Genomic DNA, 18,157 nt, shown 5'->3' with positions numbered 1-18,157 from the left:
ATAATACTCACCTGTCATTTTTGAAAAAGGAGCATACAACCATGATCAAATATCTTGGTCAGCGTCTGATCTATATCGTCATTGCATTATTCCTGATCATTACAGCAACATTTTTCCTGATGCGCATGGCTCCGGGAAACCCTTTCGCTTCCGAAAGGGCACTGCCGCCTGCGATACAGGAAAGTCTCAATGAAAAATACGGGCTCGACAACCCGTGGTATATACAGTACAAAGACTATCTCATAAACAGTGCGACAGGCGACTTCGGAACCTCGATGAAGTATAAATACAGGGAAACGAACGACATGATCGCCGAAGGTTTCCCGATCTCGATGACGCTCGGCCTCGAAGCGATGTTCATCGCCGTCGGCTTCGGTGTGCTGATCGGCACCATCGCTGCGCTGTTCCACAATAAATGGCCGGACTACCTGATGAGCGTGCTGGCAGTCATAGGAATATCAGTACCGTCATTCGTCATGGCGGCAGTACTGCAGTACTATCTCGCCCTGCAGGCAGGATGGTTTCCGATTGCCGGATGGAACGGCTTCATCTACAGCATACTGCCGGCAGTCGCCCTCGCTTCGACACCGATGGCATTCATTGCGAAGCTGACCCGTTCCAGCATGCTGGAAGAGACAAACAGTGAATATGTCAAAATGGCAAAAGCCAAAGGGATTTCCCGCTGGGTTGTGGTATTCAAGCATGCCCTGAGAAATGCCCTGCTTCCGGTGGTCACATATCTTGCTCCGCTGACTGCCGGAATCATTACCGGCAGCTTCGTAATCGAAGAGATATTCGCCATCCCCGGCATAGGCAAATATTTTGTTACGAGTATTTCAAACCGGGATTACACAGTCATCATGGGAACCACCGTATTCTATTCTGTAATCCTGCTGCTGGCTGTTCTGATCGTGGATATTCTCTACAGCTTCATCGATCCGCGCATCAGCCTGAAGGGAGGGAAATCAAATGGCAGATAAGAACGTATCCGAACTTCAACCTTCCGATTTTGAAATCGTTGGAAACAAGACGTCAGAGACGGAAACCCTTGCCAGGAAATCAATTTCCTTCTGGGGAGAAGTGTCCCGCAGGTTCATAAAGAACAAACTGGCGCTCATCGGCTTCATTACACTCGCGATCATCATCATCGGTGCAATATGCGGTCCATGGATTTCCGAATTCACGTACCGGCAGCAGAACGGTGATTATAACATGGCACCGAACGGTACATACTGGTTCGGCACCGACGATCTTGGAAGGGACATTTTCACGCGAGTCTGGATAGGTGCACGCATTTCCATCTTCATCGGTTTTGCCGCAGCCATCATTGACCTGATCATCGGTGTCGCCTGGGGTGCGGTGGCCGGCCTTACCGGCGGGCGTACAGATGAGATCATGATGCGCATCGCCGATATACTGACCGCCATCCCGTACCTTCTCGTTGTCATCATACTGCTTGTTGTGATGCAGCCGGGACTGTTCCCGATGATCATTGCGCTGTCACTCACGGGCTGGGTCAACATGGCGAGGATTACACGCTCTGAAATACTGAAGCTGAAAAACCAGGAATACGTCCTTGCAGCAAGAACACTGGGGGCGAACAATCTCCATCTGATCAAACGGCACCTTCTGCCGAATGCACTCGGTGCAATTCTCGTCACCATGACACTGACGATTCCTACCGCAATATTCACGGAAGCATTCCTGAGCTACCTGGGGCTTGGTGTCCCTGCACCGCTCGCCAGCTGGGGAACGATGGCCAATGACGGCTATCCGGCACTGGCTAATGCGCCGTGGCGGCTTTTCTTCCCCGGAGTACTGATCTGTCTGACTATTTTTGCATTCAATGCTGTCGGTGACGGCTTGAGAGATGCACTGGACCCTAAGTTAAGGAAGTGACTATGATGAATGAACCGATACTGCAGATGAAAAACCTTGAAATTGATTTTAAGACTTATGCCGGCACTGTGAAAGCGGTCCGCAAGGTCAGTTTTGATGTATTTGAAGGAGAAACACTCGCTATCGTGGGTGAATCCGGGTCAGGCAAAAGTGTGACCAACCAGGCCATCATGAAGCTGCTTCCCCAGCCGCCTGCGATCTATGCCGGCGGGGAAATCCTCTTTGGAGGAAGCAATATTCTTGAGAAATCGGAAAAACAGATGGAAAGAATACGGGGCAATGAAATCAGCATGATATTCCAGGATCCGATGACATCGCTGAACCCGACCATGAAAATCGGTAAACAAATTACAGAAGTCATGCTGAAACATAAGAAAATATCATCCGGTGATGCAAAAAAACGTGCACTGGAACTCATGGATCTGGTAGGCATACCCAATCCAAAAAAACGTCTTAATCAGTATCCACATGAATTTTCGGGAGGCATGAGGCAGAGGGTTGTCATCGCAATTGCACTGGCTGCTGATCCCAGGCTGCTGATCGCGGATGAACCCACGACCGCCCTTGATGTGACCATCCAGGCACAGATACTTGAAGTCATGAAAGATGTACAGAAAAACTCCCGTACATCGATCATCTTCATCACACACGACCTCGGTGTGGTAGCGAACGTGGCTGACCGTGTGGCAGTCATGTATGCGGGTGAAATAGTCGAGATCGGCTCGGTCGATGATATCTTCTACAACCCGCAGCACCCTTATACATGGGGGCTGCTCGGTTCAATGCCTGATATGAATGCAGATAAAAAAGAAGAATTGAGAACGATCCCGGGCTCTCCGCCAAATCTGGTCGATCCGCCCCGTGGTGATGCTTTCGCTGCGAGGAATCCCCGTGCGATGAAGATCGATTTCGAGAAGAGCCCCCCAATGTTCGAAGCGGGCAAAGACCACTATGCAAAAACATGGCGCCTGCATCCGGCCGCTCCGAAAACTGAAGTCCCTGAAATCATCAGGAACAGATATATGCAATACAACGGCGGTGATCAGTGATGGCAGAACCGATTTTGACAGTGAAGAACCTGCAGAAGCATTTTGGCGCCAAAAATAATCCGCTCAAAGCTGTTGATGATATCTCCTTCCATGTCATGCCGGGTGAAACGCTCGGTCTGGTGGGGGAATCAGGGTGCGGAAAATCCACGACGGGACGTACTATCATAAACCTTTATGACAAGACGGGCGGAGAGGTGGAATTCGACGGCAGAAACAATGACAGACTGTCCAGGAAGGAACAAAAGCAGTTCCACCAGAAACTGCAGATGATCTTCCAGGATCCATATGCGTCACTCAATCCGAGAATGACTGTCTTTGAAATACTCGAAGAAGGGTATGACATCCATAAACTTTATAAAAAGAAAAAAGAAAGACGGGAGAGGATATACGGACTGCTCGAGTCCGTCGGCCTGAACAGAGAACATGCAAACCGCTATCCGCACGAATTCTCTGGCGGACAGCGGCAGAGGATAGGCATTGCGCGGGCACTCAGTTTCGATCCGAAGCTGATTATTGCCGACGAACCGATTTCAGCACTGGATGTTTCAATCCAGGCACAGGTCGTAAACATGATGAAGAATATTCAGAAGGAACGCGGGCTCGCGTATCTCTTCATCGCCCACGACCTTTCGATGGTCAAATACATTTCCGACAGGATTGCCGTCATGTATAAAGGCAAGATCATGGAAATTGGGGACGCGGCCGATTTATATGAGCGGCCGGTCCATCCATATACCAAATCACTGCTTTCAGCCGTTCCACAGCCGGACCCTCATTCCGAGAAGGATCGCCGCAGGATCAGTTACGATGCAGACATGCATGAGTATACTGAAGACGAAGAACTGGAACTCAGGGATTTCGGCAACAATCATCTTGTGTACTGTTCCAAAAAAGAATATGACAGCTGGAAAGCATGAGAAAAGCGCTGCAGACATTTCTGCAGCGCTTTTCAAGTTTCCATATCCCCATCGATTCTTCTGTTTCTGATGCCGACATTATAGGCAACCCACAATGTCACCAGGGTCATTGCTATGAACCCGGCATACATCACCCACATGCTTGTGATGAGGCCGGCCTGCATCATTGCGGCTGTCATGTTCGTCAATGCATGAAGGACGATCGCCAGCGGAAACAGCCGCCACCGTCCCTTCATTACCGCAGCAAAGACGATGACGGACAGACCGAGATGTACACCGATCGCAAAGATGCGTTCAACAATACCGAGTGCGTATGCAACGGCCGGTGTTCCGACAATCGACTCGACTGTCGCTTGGGGCAGGGTGTCCACGATGCTGCTGCCGCTGTTGATCATGAAACTGAAAATGATCGTATTCAGCATGCCGAGACCCAGGACGATGACCGCTTCGATGCCGCCGTGACCGATGCCGTAGGAGATGGCCGAGTCCACCTGCCTGTATTTCTTTTTCATCAGCAGGAAAGCCGTCAGCCGCCCCGTCTCTTCAAATATTCCCGCAGCCAGCACACCATAGAGTACATACAGCCACGGCGAGTCGACCAGCGTATGCACTTCTCCTCCCTCCCCAGGCCTCAGGACAAGGAGGTGGGAAATCTGTTCCAGGACCATCGCAAAGATGATGAACGTCGCCGCACCGATAAGGATCGGGATCCACCGGATACTGAACCGCCGGCGCAGAATCAGTATGAAGATGAAAGGCAACAGTATCGAAAACAATCCCGATATACCCATGAGCACTATACTCGTTGTTGATATCATGAATTTACACCTGCGCTTTTCTTTTTATTATAACAATAAAATGAAGGATGCACCGGTCCGGCACATCCTTTCGCGCATCATCAATCCAATTTGAGCGTCATTGCATTCAAGGCGACGATTATTGTGCTTAGAGACATCAGCACAGCTCCCACAGCCGGTGACAGCAGTATGCCGATGGAAGCGAGGATTCCTGCCGCAAGAGGCACTGCCAGAATGTTGTAGCCGGCGCCCCACCATAGGTTCTGCACCGTCTTTTTCATCGTGTTCTCTGACAATGAAAGGAAGTGGATGATGTCGGACGGTTCACTTTTGACGAGTATGACATCCCCGGACTCCACCGCAACGTCTGTACCGGCACCGATGGCAACACCTATATCCGCCCTCACAAGGCTCGGTGCATCGTTGATTCCGTCACCCACCATCATCACTTTGCTGCCTTCCTCCTGATACTCCCTGATGATGCGTTCCTTGTCTTCAGGCATCAGCTGACCGTGCACATCCTTGATGCCGAGCTCCGATGCGACGGACTCTGCAACCTGTCTGTTGTCCCCCGTCAGCATGACAGGCGTGATATCACGTTCAAGCAGCCCCTCAATCATCTTTTGGGAACCCGGTTTGATCTGGTCGCCCTGGGCAACTATGCCGCTGTTTTCACCTTCTATGATAAGGAAACTGACGGAGTTGCCCTGGCCTGCCAGGGTCTCGAACTCTTTTTTGTCATAGGAAATGCCATTATCTTCAAGGTAGGAGACGCTTGTAACTTTCATATCCTTGCCTGCAACCTGCGCTTCGAGACCAACACCAGGTATGTTGTTGACGTCTTCGGCCTTTGCAGCTTCCACCTTATCAGCACGGGCCTTATCAAGTATGCCGGCTGCCAGGGGATGGCTGGAACTCTGTTCGATTCCCGCCATGAAGCCGAGCACTTCATCATCAGTATATTCGTCGGTGAAGCTTTTGTAATGATTCACCGCAAAATTCCCTTCAGTCAATGTACCTGTCTTGTCCATCATGACCACATCCAGATGACGGGCCGTCTCGAGAGATTCCCGGTTTTTGACGATGAGGCCATTTTTCGCACCGAGTGATGTCGACCTTGCAGTAACCAGCGGAATTGCAAGTCCGAGTGCATGTGGACAGGCGATGATGAGCACTGTCACCAGGCGTTCAAGCGCAAAGTCCATTGTCCCTGAAACCATCAGCCAGATGATGAATGCCAGCAGTCCGGTGATCAGGGCAAAGTAGAATAAATATCCCGCAATCCGGTTAGACAGGAGTTCCGACCGCGATTTATCACTCTGTGCCTCGCTGACCAGATCCATCACCTGCGTGAGATAGCTGCTTTCACCGGTCCCGGTAACTTTCACATCAATCGTCCCCGACCCGTTCACCGAGCCGCCGATCACGTCATCGTCCGGAACCTTTTCGATATTGCGCGACTCCCCTGTAACGAGCGCTTCGTCCACAGTCGTACGGCCGGATATGATTACACCATCCACCGGTATATTGTCCCCGGCTTTAACCTGTACAGTGTCGCCCTCGCCCACTTCAGAAAGTTCAACTTCCCTGCCTTCTCCATTTTCATCCAGGACAACCGCAGTGCTCGGCAGCAATTCCGCCATCTTCTCGAGGGCATCTCCGGCATTGCCAACCGCCTTCATCTCAATCCAGTGTCCAAGCAGCATGACGACAATCAGTGTAGCCAGTTCCCAGAAGAAATCCATCGTGTGTGCATCAGGCGCCCCGAAATGATTCATATAAAATGCATAGAGGCTGTAGAAATACGCAACCGATATCCCCAGTGAAATCAGCGTCATCATCCCTGGTTTGCGTGCCTTAATCTCACCCTTCGCTCCGCCCAGGAAAGGCTGGCCGCCATAAATATAAAGTACAGTGGCAAGAACCAGCACAAGCCAGCTGGAACCCGGGAAAGTGAACTGGAAGGGCAGGTCGATCCCCATCATCGGAGAAAGGAAGATGATAGGTACCGCAAGGATCAGGGATATGAAAAACTTCTTCCTGAAATCCCCGTGATGATGGTGCCCTTCATGTCCCGCGCCATCATGCTGATGCGTATTGTGACCATCATGACCGTCGTGATCATGATGATTATGGTCATGTTCTGCCATGATTCATCCCTCTTTCCTGTTCAAATTGTGTTATTCCGCCGGCGTCAATTCCTCTTCGGTCACCCATTTATGGTTTTCGACCTCATCACCACTTTCCGTATCTGTATAACTCACCATATAGACAGTCGTATCTTCTGCTGAATCGACTGTCGCCCCGGCGCCTTCCATGCCTTCCATATGCGCAGCTTCCAGCACGACTTCATCACCGGCTTCAAAAGGTGCATCAGCCGCATCCTCTATTTCCTCGTGAATGACCCATTTATGATCCTCGACAGGCTCACCGCCAGTCGTCGGTGTATAGGTCACACTGTAGGCTGTGGTATCGAAGGCTCCCGTGACAGTTGCCTCCGCACCGTCCATTCCCTTCATATGCTCTGCGTTGATTACGGCCTGACTGTCCACAGGATATTCAGGATTCTCCGCTCGTGAAAGGTCGTCCGGGACTTCACCTGAACTGGAATGGTCCATTTCGGCATGATCCATCTCACCGCCGTCTTCTGAACTTCCGTCATCCGTACCGCACGCTGCCAACACAAGACCGACTGCTGTAAGTAATACCGCTAAAATTCTGAATCTCATCTCTAATACCTCCAAAGTTTTCTATTATCCCAACACACATTTAATATACCCTATAGGGGTATATTAAAACAAATATAATGCCTCGGAAGTAAAGAAATATGTGACAGAACGATGAAAAGCCGGCCCCATAGGGAAACCGGCTTCATCATATCACTCTCTAATTCAATTAGTTGGATAGCGCAATCTTTATATGCTCCAGGTGATGCTCTTCATGCCAGGCCAGTTTGGCAATCTTTGTGGCCACTGTAATCCTGCCATTGGCTTCATGCACGAAATATCTGTCCAGCTGACTTTCCGTCAGAGTTTTTCCCAAAGCCACAATGCGTTCATTGATGCCTTCCAGCATTTTCACTGAACTTTCCACAGGGGTTTCCGCATCCGGCAGCTGAGCCCATTCGTCCTGGACGAAACCGGGCACTGTCGGCGCATCATCCGTCAGGGCGAGTTTCAGCCGCTGGTACATGTTCAGCTGTGAGTCTGCAATATGATGGACAAGCTGGCGGACATTGAAACTGCCCCCGCGGTATGTTTTCGCCAATTCCTCGTCACTCAGTGAATCAACAGCCGCCCTCAACCTGAGAGTGTATGTTTCAATCCGGTCCAGCCATTCCTCAATGTCAGCAAGCGTTACATTTTCAGGGACATCCAATTGACCGATAGGAAATTTCACATCCATTGTCATGCTCCTTTTCTATACTAGATTATTTTCTGTGCCACCATTCAACATATCCGATAAGCACGGAGATGTAAAATGTTTGGATCTATATACCCGCGTCAAGTTTCCGGCGGAACAGTGCTGAAAAAGCCCGGTGGTCTTCTCTGGAAAAAGGTTTCGGCCCCTTCGTCCGTCCGCCGCCTTTACGTATCATACTGCCCATGTATCTCGTCTCAAGAAGATGGTTGATGTTTTCATTACTGTACTCGAAGCCCTTATGATGGATGACCGTGCACCCTTTCGGCAGAAGCAGTGAAGCGAGACCATAGTCCTGGGTGACAACAACATCACCCTTTTTGGCCAGCTTGACGACCCTGAAATCCGCCGCATCCGCTCCCGCCTCGACAAAGACCGTCTCCACATGCAGCGGCAGCTCCCTGCCGGAATAGTGTGACAGACTCGAGACCAGTACCAGAGAGACGCCCTTATGCTTTGTTTCTTCTATAATGATATCCTTCACCGGACATGCATCCGCATCCACTATGACCTTCATACCAATTCCCCCTCCACTGCCTGCTATGCGAATAACAGAAATGTGTGCGGCAGGACATCGAACAGCGTCCGCCATGATTCCTGTTCATTCCCTGTTCACTAAGAATACAATCAGCCCCGCTCCCCACAACAAAAATAGAGGATCCCAGATAAAAGCCTGGCCGATTTCGCTGAGGGCGTATTGCCTCGGAAGTACACCCAAGATTTTCAACCAGCCGGCCACAGTATTGACCCCGCCGTGGATAACCAGTATACCGCCACCAACATACGATATGATTTCCAGCAGTTTATTATCATTATTGTATAAAATGAATGGCATCCATGCTGCAGCCAGTTTGAACAGACCCAATACGAACAAGCCCGCCAATACTGTATAGCCATACCGCTCCTTCATCCCGAGAGTCCATTGCCCGACTGTCAGCAAACCGATCTCCCCTCCGAACGACCAGTAAAAAGTGGCGATTGAATGGAGTGTTCCGGCAATCAGGAAAACTGTGCATGACACTTTTTTCGTATTCATAATAATGATTCCCTTACCGTTAAAGATTTCCGGGCAACAGAACATGTCTTTCTAACTGATGTGATGAAATATCTCCCGAACCTTATGTTTCCCGTACATCGGTGCGGTCACATCATGAGTCATTACGTTTATAAAGAAGCGGAGTATTCCATAATTATGTCTACTGATCACTTTCATCACCATGGAGACGGAGCTTATTAAACCGGCCGGAATGTGTGTGATGTGTTCTTCCTCACCCAGTACATCAAATGCCGTCTGGGCAATTTGTCTATATGTGAGTGTTTCGGGACCGCCAACATCCAATGTGCTGTTCACCTCTGAGAGGGACTTGACGCAAAATTGCGCAAGATCTTCACCATGAATCGGATTCATGCTCGCCCTGCCGTTTCCGATCAAGTAAACCCTCCCTTTTCTCGCCATTTTCATAAACTGAGTTAAATCGGAAAAGTACCCGGTCGGCCTGATGATGATATGATCGACATTTGATGTTCGCAGAACTTTCACAAAGCGGTTCTTTGCTTCGATCAAAGGTCCGGGATCTTTCCAATCATCATTCGCATACACATGAATATACATGAATTTGGCCACATCACTATATTCCGCCTCTTTCAATAAGTTGAGATTACCCTTGTAATCAACATCGTTGAAGGTGAGACCATTACTTTTCCGGGTAATTCCAACAGATGAGAAAACGTAATCTACATCATCACAAACATGCTTTAAAGTATCCGGTTTTGTAATATCACCTTCGACAACTTCATCAACGTCCCGACCAATTACAGGGTCAGAGAATTCCCCGGCACGGTTCAGCTTCTGCGGACTCCGAACCAGAGCCTTAATATGGAAACCCTGCCTCTTCAGTTCCTTTACAACGTATCTTCCCAAATAACCCGTGGCACCGGCGACCAAAACCCGTTTCATAATGTCCCCTCCGTGCTTAATGTTTTACTCTTTTCTCCCAAATGTGAAAATCCATATAAATTTAGATGTCCCGATCATATTGAAGGTATAGAAACCGAACAGGCTGAAGACACGGTGCAAGCCAAGTTGACGGATAAGCCCTACAGTGTATCAATGGTCCAACATCCCCTCCTCAAGGCATCCCCATTTTCGGTGACTGTAAAAACTATGTTATCAATATGATACCCCCTGTTACTTTTTTCATCAATGAACATGATAAAATCCCCCAGCCATAAATGGTTGGGGGATTTTGTATCATTCGAACTATTAACGTTTTGAGAACTGTGGAGAACGACGGGCTTTCTTGAAGCCGTATTTGTAACGTTCTTTCATACGTGGGTCACGTGTAAGGAGTCCTGCTCTCTTAAGTGGTCCACGGTTTTCAGGATCTGCCTCCAGAAGTGCTCTTGCAATTCCGTGACGGATTGCCTGGGCCTGTCCTGTGAAGCCTCCGCCTTTGACGTTTACCAATACATCGTAGTTACCTTCTGTTTCTGTAACTGCGAAAGGCTGGTTCAAGTCAAGGATCAGACTTTCGAATGGAAGGTATTCTCTCATGTCACGACCGTTGACTGTGACATTACCTTCACCTGGTACTAAGCGTACGCGTGCTACTGAGTGTTTACGACGACCTGTTCCTGCATATTCTACTTTAGCCAATGAATTAACCTCCTATTCCTTAACCGCGAAGTTCGTATTTTTCTGGTTTTTGTGCTTCATGCGGATGCTCGCTTCCAGCATACACGTGAAGTTTCTTGCCTGTTGCGCGACCGAGTGGGTTCTTCGGCAGCATGCCTTTGATGGAGTTCTCCAAGAGGCGTACAGGGTTTGTATCCCTAAGGTCTCCTGCTGAGATGGATTTGATTCCACCTACGTGTCCGGAGTGTCTGTAGTACATTTTATCCTGTGCTTTGTTACCACTCAATTCGATTTTCTCAGCGTTGATGATGATTACGTTGTCACCTGTATCAACGTGCGGTGTGAATGTCGGTTTGTTCTTGCCGCGAAGAATCGCTGCAACTTCTGAGGAAAGACGGCCGAGTGTCTCTCCCTCTGCATCGACAACATACCATTTACGCTCAATGTTAGCTTCGTTGGCCATAAATGTTTGACGCATTTTTTGTCCTCCTAGTTTATCAGTAATATGCTCGTTTTTATGCTCTAAAATAAAAAAAGCTTCTTCATGTCATTATATCTAGTCTACAATAAGTTTCCGGGGCTTATCGCGGGTGATATAAAATTATACCGTTGTCTATGATAACCCTATAAGTGCATTTTGTCAATGTTTTTCAAGGTTATTTTTCATTTCCAGCAATGTTTCCTGGAGGGCTTTTTCATCGAGGAACACGCGTTCCAGATACAGGCCTTCAGCGGGTGCCGTCTTGGGCACGAGCTTCCTGTCACGCGCCCCGAGTATTTCCGTTGTTTTCGTGCCGTCCCATCTGCCCTGGCCGACTTCGAGTACGTATGCAACAAGTATCCTCACCATATTGTAGAGGAAGCCGGAGCCGATGATGACGAAATCGTATCCGTCTTCTGTCCTGATGAGGTCGAAGCGGTGGATATGCCTCACTTTGTTCTCGATTTCGGATTTGGCACTCGAAAAGCTGGTGAAATCATGTGTGCCAACGAAGTGCTGCATGGTTTTACGCATGAGCCTCTCATCGAGCACATAGGGGTAGAAGGATTTGAGGCCGTCCTGGAACGGGTTCCTGTCTTCGCCCTGGTATATCCTGTACCTATAGGCCTTGCCCTTTGAATGGTACCTCACATGGTATTCGTCACTGATCTCTGTGACTTCGCGCACGAGTATATCTTTCGGCAGGCCTGAATTCAGTGCGAATTTCCATTTATCCTCCGGAATGCCGATGTGGGAATCGAAATGGAAGTACTGCTCGATTGCGTGGACTCCCGCGTCGGTCCGGCTCGCAGGATGGATGCGGATGAACTCCTTATGCATGCGGCGGAGGACCTGCTCGATTTCACCCTGTACAGTACGGGTGTCCTTCTGATACTGAAAGCCGTGGAACCTGCCGCCGTTATAACTCACTTTTACTAAATATCGCATTGATGATGCTCCTTACTGCCTGATCATGAACAGGACGATTCCAAACAGGACCATCATTATTATGACGGCTGTATCTTTGAACTGCCAGTCCAGTACACGATAGCTTGTCCGTCCCTTTTCACCATGGTAGCCCCTGACTTCCATCGCCACCGCCATCTCCTCCGCTCTTTTGAAGGCGGATATGAACAGCGGGATGAATATGGGTGTAAGTGCGTTGAGACGTGCTCTGAGACTGCCTGTCATGAACGTGGACCCCCTCGCGCTCTGTGCCTTGATGATCTTCTCCGTTTCGTCCATGAGTGTCGGTATGAAACGCAGGCTGATTGACATCATCATCGCAATTTCATGTACAGGCACCCTCAGCGCTTTAAGCGGTCGGCAGATGCGCTCAATTGCATCTGTCAGGGACAGTGGACTGGTAGTCAGCGTAAGCAGTGTCGTGATGAGGATGAGCATTGCAAGGCGTATGGTAATGTAGACACCGCGTATGATGCCTTCGGTTTCTATGGTGAACCATCCCGCATCGACCAGCACCGTCCCCCCTTTTGTGAAGAAGAGGTGCATCATGAATGTAAATATGATCAACAGCAGGATCAGCTTCAATCCATTGAACAGGAATATGAGAGAGAGCCCCGCAAGTTTCGTCAGACTGAGGACAAAAAGAATCAGCAACAGATATCCTGTCCAGTGGTTCGCAAAAAACACAATGATCATGAAGAGCAGCACCGCGATGATCTTTGCCCTGGGATCGATTCTGTGGACCAGGCTGGTGCCGGGAATATACCGCCCGAGCAGCATCTTACTCAGCATGGCCATCCCTCCATTTCGTATAGAGCCCGATGAATTCCTCTTTGGTCCCGGGCATCTTTTCGAACTTTATGCCCTTTCGTTCAAGGTCAAAGGTGAGTCTTACTATATCCGGCACTTCGAGTTCGTACTCCCTGAGAAGCGCTTCATCTGTCAGAATATCTTTTGTACTGCCTGAACGGATGAGGTTTCCCTGATTCAGAAGCTTCACTTCATCTGTATACTCGTATACATCGTTCATATCATGGGTGATCAGTATGACGGTGATGCCCATCTCCTTCTGTATTTTCCCAAACAGTTCCATCGTCTCTATATGGCTGAGTGGATCGAGTCCCGCTGTCGGTTCATCCAGGATGAGGACATCGGGTTCCATTGCCAGTATTCCCGCAATGGCAACCTTCCTCATCTGTCCTCCGGACAAATCGAAGGGTTGTTTATCAAACAGAGCTTCATCGACATTCAGCAGCTTCAGATAATATTCCGCCTTCTCCCTGGCTTCATCTTCACCCATGCCGATATTTTTCGGCCCGAACATCACATCCCTTATGACCGATTCCTCAAAAAGCTGGTGTTCGGGGAACTGGAAGACCATGCCCACCCGCTTTTTAGCCTGATGGATGATCTTCTGTTTCGTCCTGCGTCTGAGTGTAATATCCCCGACGTGCACTTCCCCGTAGCTCGGAAGCAAAAGCCCGTTCAGATTCTGGATCATCGTCGACTTCCCGCTGCCGGTCTGTCCGATGATTCCATAGTATTTTCCTTCTTCGAACTCTGTGCTGATCCTGTTCAATGCCAGGTGTTCAAACGGCGTGTTTTCCTGATAGATGCTTGTCAGCTTTTCCAGTCTGATATTCATAGGCGTTCCACCAGTTCATCGTATAACATATAGCATCCCTCAAGCAGCCGGTCCGCCATCCAAATCGTAAAGGGGAGGACAAGCCGGCTTGAAATGAGCGCTTCCGTATCATGGTAGATTTCGTCTACAGTACCTTCATTGATCACACTTCCGTCCTTCATGACCACGGCATGGTCACTGACCCCGATTTCTGCAAGATCATGGGTGATATATATGATTGTAGTCATCTTATCCTTATGGATCTGGCCGAGTATCTCTAGCACATCCCGCCTGCCCTGGGGGTCGAGCATTGATGTCGCCTCATCAAGGATGAGAAGGTCCGGTTCCATCGCAAGTGCACCCGCAATCGCCACGCGCTGCTTCTGTCCGCCTGAGAGCCTCGACGGTTCATGGGTGCGGAACTCCAACATATTGACTGCCCGCAGTGCTTCCTCGACTTTCCTCACCATTTCGTCTCTTTCCACACCGTTGTTTTCCAACCCGAACGCCACATCATCTTCTACGGTGGCGCCGACAAACTGGTTATCCGGATTTTGGAACACTATCGCAAAGCGCCGCCTGATATCCTGAAGGTTCTCTTCCGTCAGAACCTCTCCGTCTATCCTGATTTCGCCCGTGTAGCCTTCCAGCACGCCCATCAGAAGCTTCACCAGCGTACTCTTGCCGGAACCGTTATGCCCGATTACAGACGTCCATTCACCCCTCCGGAATTTCAGGGAGATATGATCCAATGCATTGTGATCTTCTTCTCTGTAACTGTATGTGACATCGTTAAATTCAATCATATCTCTCACCACCTGAATTTATGTAATAAAAAAGCGCGTACCCTGCGTTCGGAGTAGCGCGATTATTCATGTATTGCCTGCAGGGTACGATGAGCTAGACAATACGGCACTTTGGCCGGACCATCGTGACACTCAGTCTGCTTTTATAGATTATGCTTCTTCTGAAGCAGTTACAGCGCCTTGCACGAATTCGATGATTACGAGTTCAGCACCGTCACCGCGGCGTTCTCCAAGCTTTTTGATGCTTGTGTATCCGCCCTGACGATCTTCAAATCGCGGAGCGATATCGTTGAAGAGTTTTTGGAGCGCATCTTGAGTCGTTCCATCTTCGTTAGTGATTTCAACGTTACGTACTGTCTGGCCTGCACGGCGTCTTGCAGCAAGATCTCCTTTTTTACCAAGTGTAACGAGTTTATCAGCAACTTTACGGAGCTCCTTCGCTCTTTTTTCAGTTGTTGTAATGCGTTCACTCACGATAAGGGATGTAGCCAGATCACGCAGCATCGCTTTTCTTTGATCAGACGTACGTCCGAGTTTTCTGTAGCCCATTGAAATTTACCTCCTTTATCAATCTTCTTTACGAAGCCCCAACCCGAGGTCTTCAAGTTTGAATTTGACTTCTTCAAGAGACTTGCGTCCCAGATTTCTTACTTTCATCATGTCAGCCTCTGACTTATCAGTGAGTTCCTGTACAGAATTGATTCCTGCACGTTTGAGACAGTTGTAGGATCGTACTGACAGATCAAGTTCCTCGATTGACATCTCCAGAACTTTTTCTTTCTGATCTTCTTCTTTTTCTATCATGATTTCAGCATTTTGCGCCTCATCAGTAAGACCGATAAAGATATTCAGATGCTCATTCATAATCTTGGCAGCCAGTGACACACCTTCCTGCGGGCTGATGGATCCATCTGTCCAGACATCCAAAGTGAGTTTATCGAAATTGGTCATCTGTCCCACACGGGTGTCTTCTACTGTATAGTTCACCTGCTCGATTGGCGTATAAATTGAATCCACTGGAATCACACCTATTGCCAGATCGCTTTTGTTGTTGCCTTCAGCAAGAGTGTAGCCTCTGCCGCGGTTGGCAATCATACGGATTTTAAGCTGTCCGCCTTTGGAAACAGTGGCGATTTTAAGGTCGCGGTTCAAAATCTCGACATCACTGTCGTGGGTAATGTCCGCAGCCGTCACTACACCATCACCGCTGACATCTATCTCAAGTGTCTTCTCATCTTCAGAGTAGATTTTCAGTGCGAGCTTCTTAATGTTCGTAACGATCGTTGTAACATCTTCAACAACGTTTTCGATTGTTGAAAACTCATGCAGTACATTTTCTATTTCTATCGTTTTGACAGCCGCACCAGGTAATGAAGATAACAGAATGCGACGTAAGGAGTTCCCAAGTGTTGTTCCATAGCCTCGTTCAAGAGGTTCAACAACAAACTTACCAAACTTAGAATCTTCCGATACTTCAACTGTTTCAATTCTAGGTTTTTCGATTTCTATCATTTGTTTACTTTTCCTCCCTTTAAACGTCGGAAATAATATGCAACCATGTGTTTACATTACATGAATGGCGTTCCTGTAACCAGCAATTATACGCGGCGACGTTTAGGTGGACGGCAGCCATTGTGCGGTACAGGAGTTACATCTTTGATTGCTGTGATTTCCAACCCTGCAGACTGGAGCGCACGGATAGCTGCTTCACGACCTGCACCAGGTCCTTTTACTGTAACTTCAACAGTTTTCAGGCCATGTTCCATAGCTGCTTTAGAAGCAGTTTCAGAAGCCATTTGTGCAGCGAAAGGTGTTGATTTCTTGGATCCTTTGAAACCGAGTGCACCTGCTGATGACCAAGACAATGCATTACCGAAATCATCTGTAATTGTTACGATTGTGTTATTGAATGTTGAACGGATGTGAGCCACACCGGACTCAATATTCTTTTTCACTTTACGTTTACGAGTTTGTTGTCTACGAGCCATTATTATTCCTCCTTTTCCCTACTTATTTTTTCTTATTCGCAACTGTTTTAACTGGACCTTTACGGGTGCGGGCATTGTTTTTAGTCTTCTGTCCACGAACCGGGAGTCCACGACGGTGGCGAATACCTCTGTAAGATGCGATTTCCATCAGACGTTTAACGTTAAGGTTCTGTTCACGGCGAAGATCACCTTCGATCTTGTAGCTGTCAACAACCTCACGGATTTTTTTCAATTCGTCTTCAGTAAGATCCCTTACGCGTGTGCTTTCTGCAACACCCGCTTTTTCCAGGATTTCTGCAGATCTGGAATGACCAATTCCGTAAATATAAGTCAGTGAGATTACGACACGTTTTTCACGTGGTACGTCTACTCCTGCAATACGAGCCATATTATTACACCTCCGTTTATAATTTTAGCCTTGCTTCTGTTTATGCTTAGGGTTCTCACAGATTACCATGACTTTACCGTTTCTGCGGATGACTTTGCATTTTTCACAGATCGGTTTTACTGATGGTCTTACTTTCATGTGTATTACCTCCTTAGAATATGGAGTCCATTATTTGAAACGATAAGTGATTCTGCCCCGAGTCAGATCATACGGTGACATTTCAACTGTTACTTTATCGCCAGGAAGAATACGTATATAGTTCATACGGATTTTACCTGAAACATGAGCGAGTATCTCATGTCCATTTTCAAGTTCAACTTTGAACATGGCGTTCGGTAAAGTATCGAGTACGGTACCTTCCAGTTCAATAACATCCTGTTTACTCATTATAAATTCCCCCTTTACAGTCTTCTAATTCCTATTAGAAATTCACTTCAGGTGAAGTTTGGACATACTCTTAACGTTAAATATTGAACCCGGATATTTTTCGTAGTGAGACGAGCTGGATTCACCCAAAGTGTCTGAAGAGGTGAATATCCTTATAGATTCTGCAAAATTTCATCAATATCATTGAACACTTCATCAATATCGCGGGCTCCGTCAACATTGACCAATGCACCCTGGTCCTCATAGAAGTCAAGTAATGGTGCTGTTTGCTTAATGTTCACTTCAAGACGATTTGCAACTGTTTCAGGATTATCGTCTTCTCTTTGATACAGTTTTCCGCCATCCAGATCACATACGCCTTCCTGTTTAGGAGGGTTGAAAACAAGATGGTAAGTGGTTCCGCATACTTCACAGATGCGGCGGCCGGTCAGACGGTTCATCAGCTCTTCTTCAGGCACTTCCACGTTGATTGTTCTGTCAATCTTCGTATCAAGTTCATCCATGATCCTGTTGAGCGCTTCAGCCTGTTCCACCGTGCGGGGGAAACCATCCAGCAGGAAGCCTTCCTTGGCATCACTCTGACTCAGGCGTTCTTTGACGATACCGACTGTCACTTCATCCGGGACAAGTTCGCCTCTGTCCATATAGGATTTGGCTTCATTGCCGAGCTCTGTTCCATTCTTGATTGCAAGACGGAACATGTCTCCGGTTGAAATATGAGGGATCGGGTATTTCTTTATAATCTTGGAAGCCTGAGTACCTTTGCCGGCACCAGGGAGTCCCATTAATATAATATTCAT

The 18,157-nt window shown here is 48.2% G+C and carries 24 protein-coding genes; 4 read left to right on the top strand and 20 right to left on the bottom strand.

Going from position 1 to position 18,157, the window contains the following annotated elements; genetic code table 11:
- Positions 1-41 precede the first annotated feature (41 nt).
- Genes C792_RS0101575 through C792_RS0101560 form a run of 4 tightly spaced genes read left to right on the top strand, consistent with a single transcriptional unit; the run spans position 42 to position 3,865 of the window.
- On the top strand, positions 42-980 hold the full coding sequence (locus C792_RS0101575; RefSeq protein WP_017547690.1) for an ABC transporter permease: 939 nt from the start codon (positions 42-44) through the stop codon (positions 978-980).
- Complete coding sequence (locus C792_RS0101570; protein WP_017547689.1) at positions 970-1,899, top strand: ABC transporter permease; 930 nt, start codon at positions 970-972, stop codon at positions 1,897-1,899. The genes C792_RS0101575 and C792_RS0101570 overlap by 11 nt, the downstream gene beginning before the upstream one ends.
- 5 nt (positions 1,900-1,904) lie before the next feature.
- Positions 1,905-2,948 (top strand): ABC transporter ATP-binding protein, encoded by a 1,044-nt coding sequence (locus C792_RS0101565; protein ID WP_017547688.1) that lies wholly within the window; start codon positions 1,905-1,907, stop codon positions 2,946-2,948.
- A complete protein-coding gene (locus C792_RS0101560) occupies positions 2,948-3,865 on the top strand; it encodes an ABC transporter ATP-binding protein (protein ID WP_017547687.1) in 918 nt (305 codons plus the stop codon). The genes C792_RS0101565 and C792_RS0101560 overlap by 1 nt, the downstream gene beginning before the upstream one ends.
- A gap of 32 nt (positions 3,866-3,897) precedes the next feature.
- Here C792_RS0101560 and C792_RS14105 read toward each other — a convergent pair whose 3' ends face one another.
- From C792_RS14105 to C792_RS0101455, 20 genes are all read right to left on the bottom strand, one after another.
- Positions 3,898-4,683 (bottom strand): YhfC family intramembrane metalloprotease, encoded by a 786-nt coding sequence (locus tag C792_RS14105; protein ID WP_017547686.1) that lies wholly within the window; start codon positions 4,681-4,683, stop codon positions 3,898-3,900.
- Positions 4,684-4,763: 80 nt separating this feature from the next.
- Positions 4,764-6,812 (bottom strand): heavy metal translocating P-type ATPase, encoded by a 2,049-nt coding sequence (locus C792_RS0101550; RefSeq protein ID WP_017547685.1) that lies wholly within the window; start codon positions 6,810-6,812, stop codon positions 4,764-4,766.
- Between the two features lie 30 nt (positions 6,813-6,842).
- A complete protein-coding gene (locus tag C792_RS0101545) occupies positions 6,843-7,391 on the bottom strand; it encodes a YdhK family protein (RefSeq protein WP_017547684.1) in 549 nt (182 codons plus the stop codon).
- Positions 7,392-7,557: 166 nt separating this feature from the next.
- Entirely contained in the window at positions 7,558-8,067 is a 510-nt protein-coding gene (locus tag C792_RS0101540) for a YfiT family bacillithiol transferase (RefSeq protein ID WP_017547683.1), read from the bottom strand.
- An 85-nt stretch (positions 8,068-8,152) separates the two neighbouring features.
- Complete coding sequence (locus tag C792_RS0101535) at positions 8,153-8,599, bottom strand: YaiI/YqxD family protein (protein WP_017547682.1); 447 nt, start codon at positions 8,597-8,599, stop codon at positions 8,153-8,155.
- An 84-nt stretch (positions 8,600-8,683) separates the two neighbouring features.
- The gene (locus C792_RS0101530; protein ID WP_017547681.1) at positions 8,684-9,118 is read right to left on the bottom strand and encodes a DUF3995 domain-containing protein; all 435 of its coding nucleotides are present in this window, start codon (positions 9,116-9,118) and stop codon (positions 8,684-8,686) included.
- Between the two features lie 51 nt (positions 9,119-9,169).
- Entirely contained in the window at positions 9,170-10,039 is an 870-nt protein-coding gene (locus C792_RS0101525) for an SDR family oxidoreductase (protein WP_017547680.1), read from the bottom strand.
- 306 nt (positions 10,040-10,345) lie between these two features.
- A complete protein-coding gene (gene rpsI / locus C792_RS0101515) occupies positions 10,346-10,738 on the bottom strand; it encodes a 30S ribosomal protein S9 (protein WP_017547678.1) in 393 nt (130 codons plus the stop codon).
- Positions 10,739-10,757: 19 nt separating this feature from the next.
- Positions 10,758-11,195, bottom strand: a complete 438-nt coding sequence (gene rplM, locus C792_RS0101510) for a 50S ribosomal protein L13 (RefSeq protein ID WP_017547677.1) — start codon at positions 11,193-11,195, stop codon at positions 10,758-10,760.
- 162 nt (positions 11,196-11,357) lie between these two features.
- Positions 11,358-12,146, bottom strand: coding sequence for a tRNA pseudouridine(38-40) synthase TruA (gene truA, locus C792_RS0101505; RefSeq protein ID WP_017547676.1), 789 nt, complete (start codon positions 12,144-12,146; stop codon positions 11,358-11,360).
- 12 nt (positions 12,147-12,158) lie between these two features.
- Complete coding sequence (locus tag C792_RS0101500; RefSeq protein ID WP_017547675.1) at positions 12,159-12,956, bottom strand: energy-coupling factor transporter transmembrane component T family protein; 798 nt, start codon at positions 12,954-12,956, stop codon at positions 12,159-12,161.
- Positions 12,946-13,809 (bottom strand): energy-coupling factor transporter ATPase, encoded by an 864-nt coding sequence (locus tag C792_RS0101495; protein ID WP_017547674.1) that lies wholly within the window; start codon positions 13,807-13,809, stop codon positions 12,946-12,948. The genes C792_RS0101500 and C792_RS0101495 overlap by 11 nt, the downstream gene beginning before the upstream one ends.
- On the bottom strand, positions 13,806-14,594 hold the full coding sequence (locus C792_RS0101490; RefSeq protein WP_017547673.1) for an energy-coupling factor transporter ATPase: 789 nt from the start codon (positions 14,592-14,594) through the stop codon (positions 13,806-13,808). Before C792_RS0101490 ends, C792_RS0101495 begins: the two co-directional genes overlap by 4 nt.
- Positions 14,595-14,744: 150 nt before the next feature.
- Positions 14,745-15,143, bottom strand: coding sequence for a 50S ribosomal protein L17 (gene rplQ, locus C792_RS0101485; RefSeq protein ID WP_017547672.1), 399 nt, complete (start codon positions 15,141-15,143; stop codon positions 14,745-14,747).
- Positions 15,144-15,161: 18 nt separating this feature from the next.
- Positions 15,162-16,106, bottom strand: a complete 945-nt coding sequence (locus C792_RS0101480; RefSeq protein ID WP_017547671.1) for a DNA-directed RNA polymerase subunit alpha — start codon at positions 16,104-16,106, stop codon at positions 15,162-15,164.
- Positions 16,107-16,192: 86 nt separating this feature from the next.
- Complete coding sequence (gene rpsK / locus C792_RS0101475; protein WP_017547670.1) at positions 16,193-16,582, bottom strand: 30S ribosomal protein S11; 390 nt, start codon at positions 16,580-16,582, stop codon at positions 16,193-16,195.
- Between the two features lie 22 nt (positions 16,583-16,604).
- The gene (gene rpsM / locus C792_RS0101470; protein WP_017547669.1) at positions 16,605-16,970 is read right to left on the bottom strand and encodes a 30S ribosomal protein S13; all 366 of its coding nucleotides are present in this window, start codon (positions 16,968-16,970) and stop codon (positions 16,605-16,607) included.
- A gap of 24 nt (positions 16,971-16,994) precedes the next feature.
- Complete coding sequence (gene rpmJ / locus C792_RS0101465) at positions 16,995-17,108, bottom strand: 50S ribosomal protein L36 (RefSeq protein WP_017473641.1); 114 nt, start codon at positions 17,106-17,108, stop codon at positions 16,995-16,997.
- Between the two features lie 30 nt (positions 17,109-17,138).
- Positions 17,139-17,357 (bottom strand): translation initiation factor IF-1, encoded by a 219-nt coding sequence (infA, locus tag C792_RS0101460; RefSeq protein WP_017547668.1) that lies wholly within the window; start codon positions 17,355-17,357, stop codon positions 17,139-17,141.
- Between the two features lie 152 nt (positions 17,358-17,509).
- The gene (locus C792_RS0101455; protein ID WP_017547667.1) at positions 17,510-18,157 is read right to left on the bottom strand and encodes an adenylate kinase; all 648 of its coding nucleotides are present in this window, start codon (positions 18,155-18,157) and stop codon (positions 17,510-17,512) included.

It is taken from the genome of Salinicoccus carnicancri Crm (assembly GCF_000330705.1).
GTDB lineage: Bacteria > Bacillota > Bacilli > Staphylococcales > Salinicoccaceae > Salinicoccus > Salinicoccus carnicancri.
The sequence above is the reverse complement of the archived record's forward strand: the minus strand, read 5'-3'. Positions and strand labels throughout refer to the sequence as shown.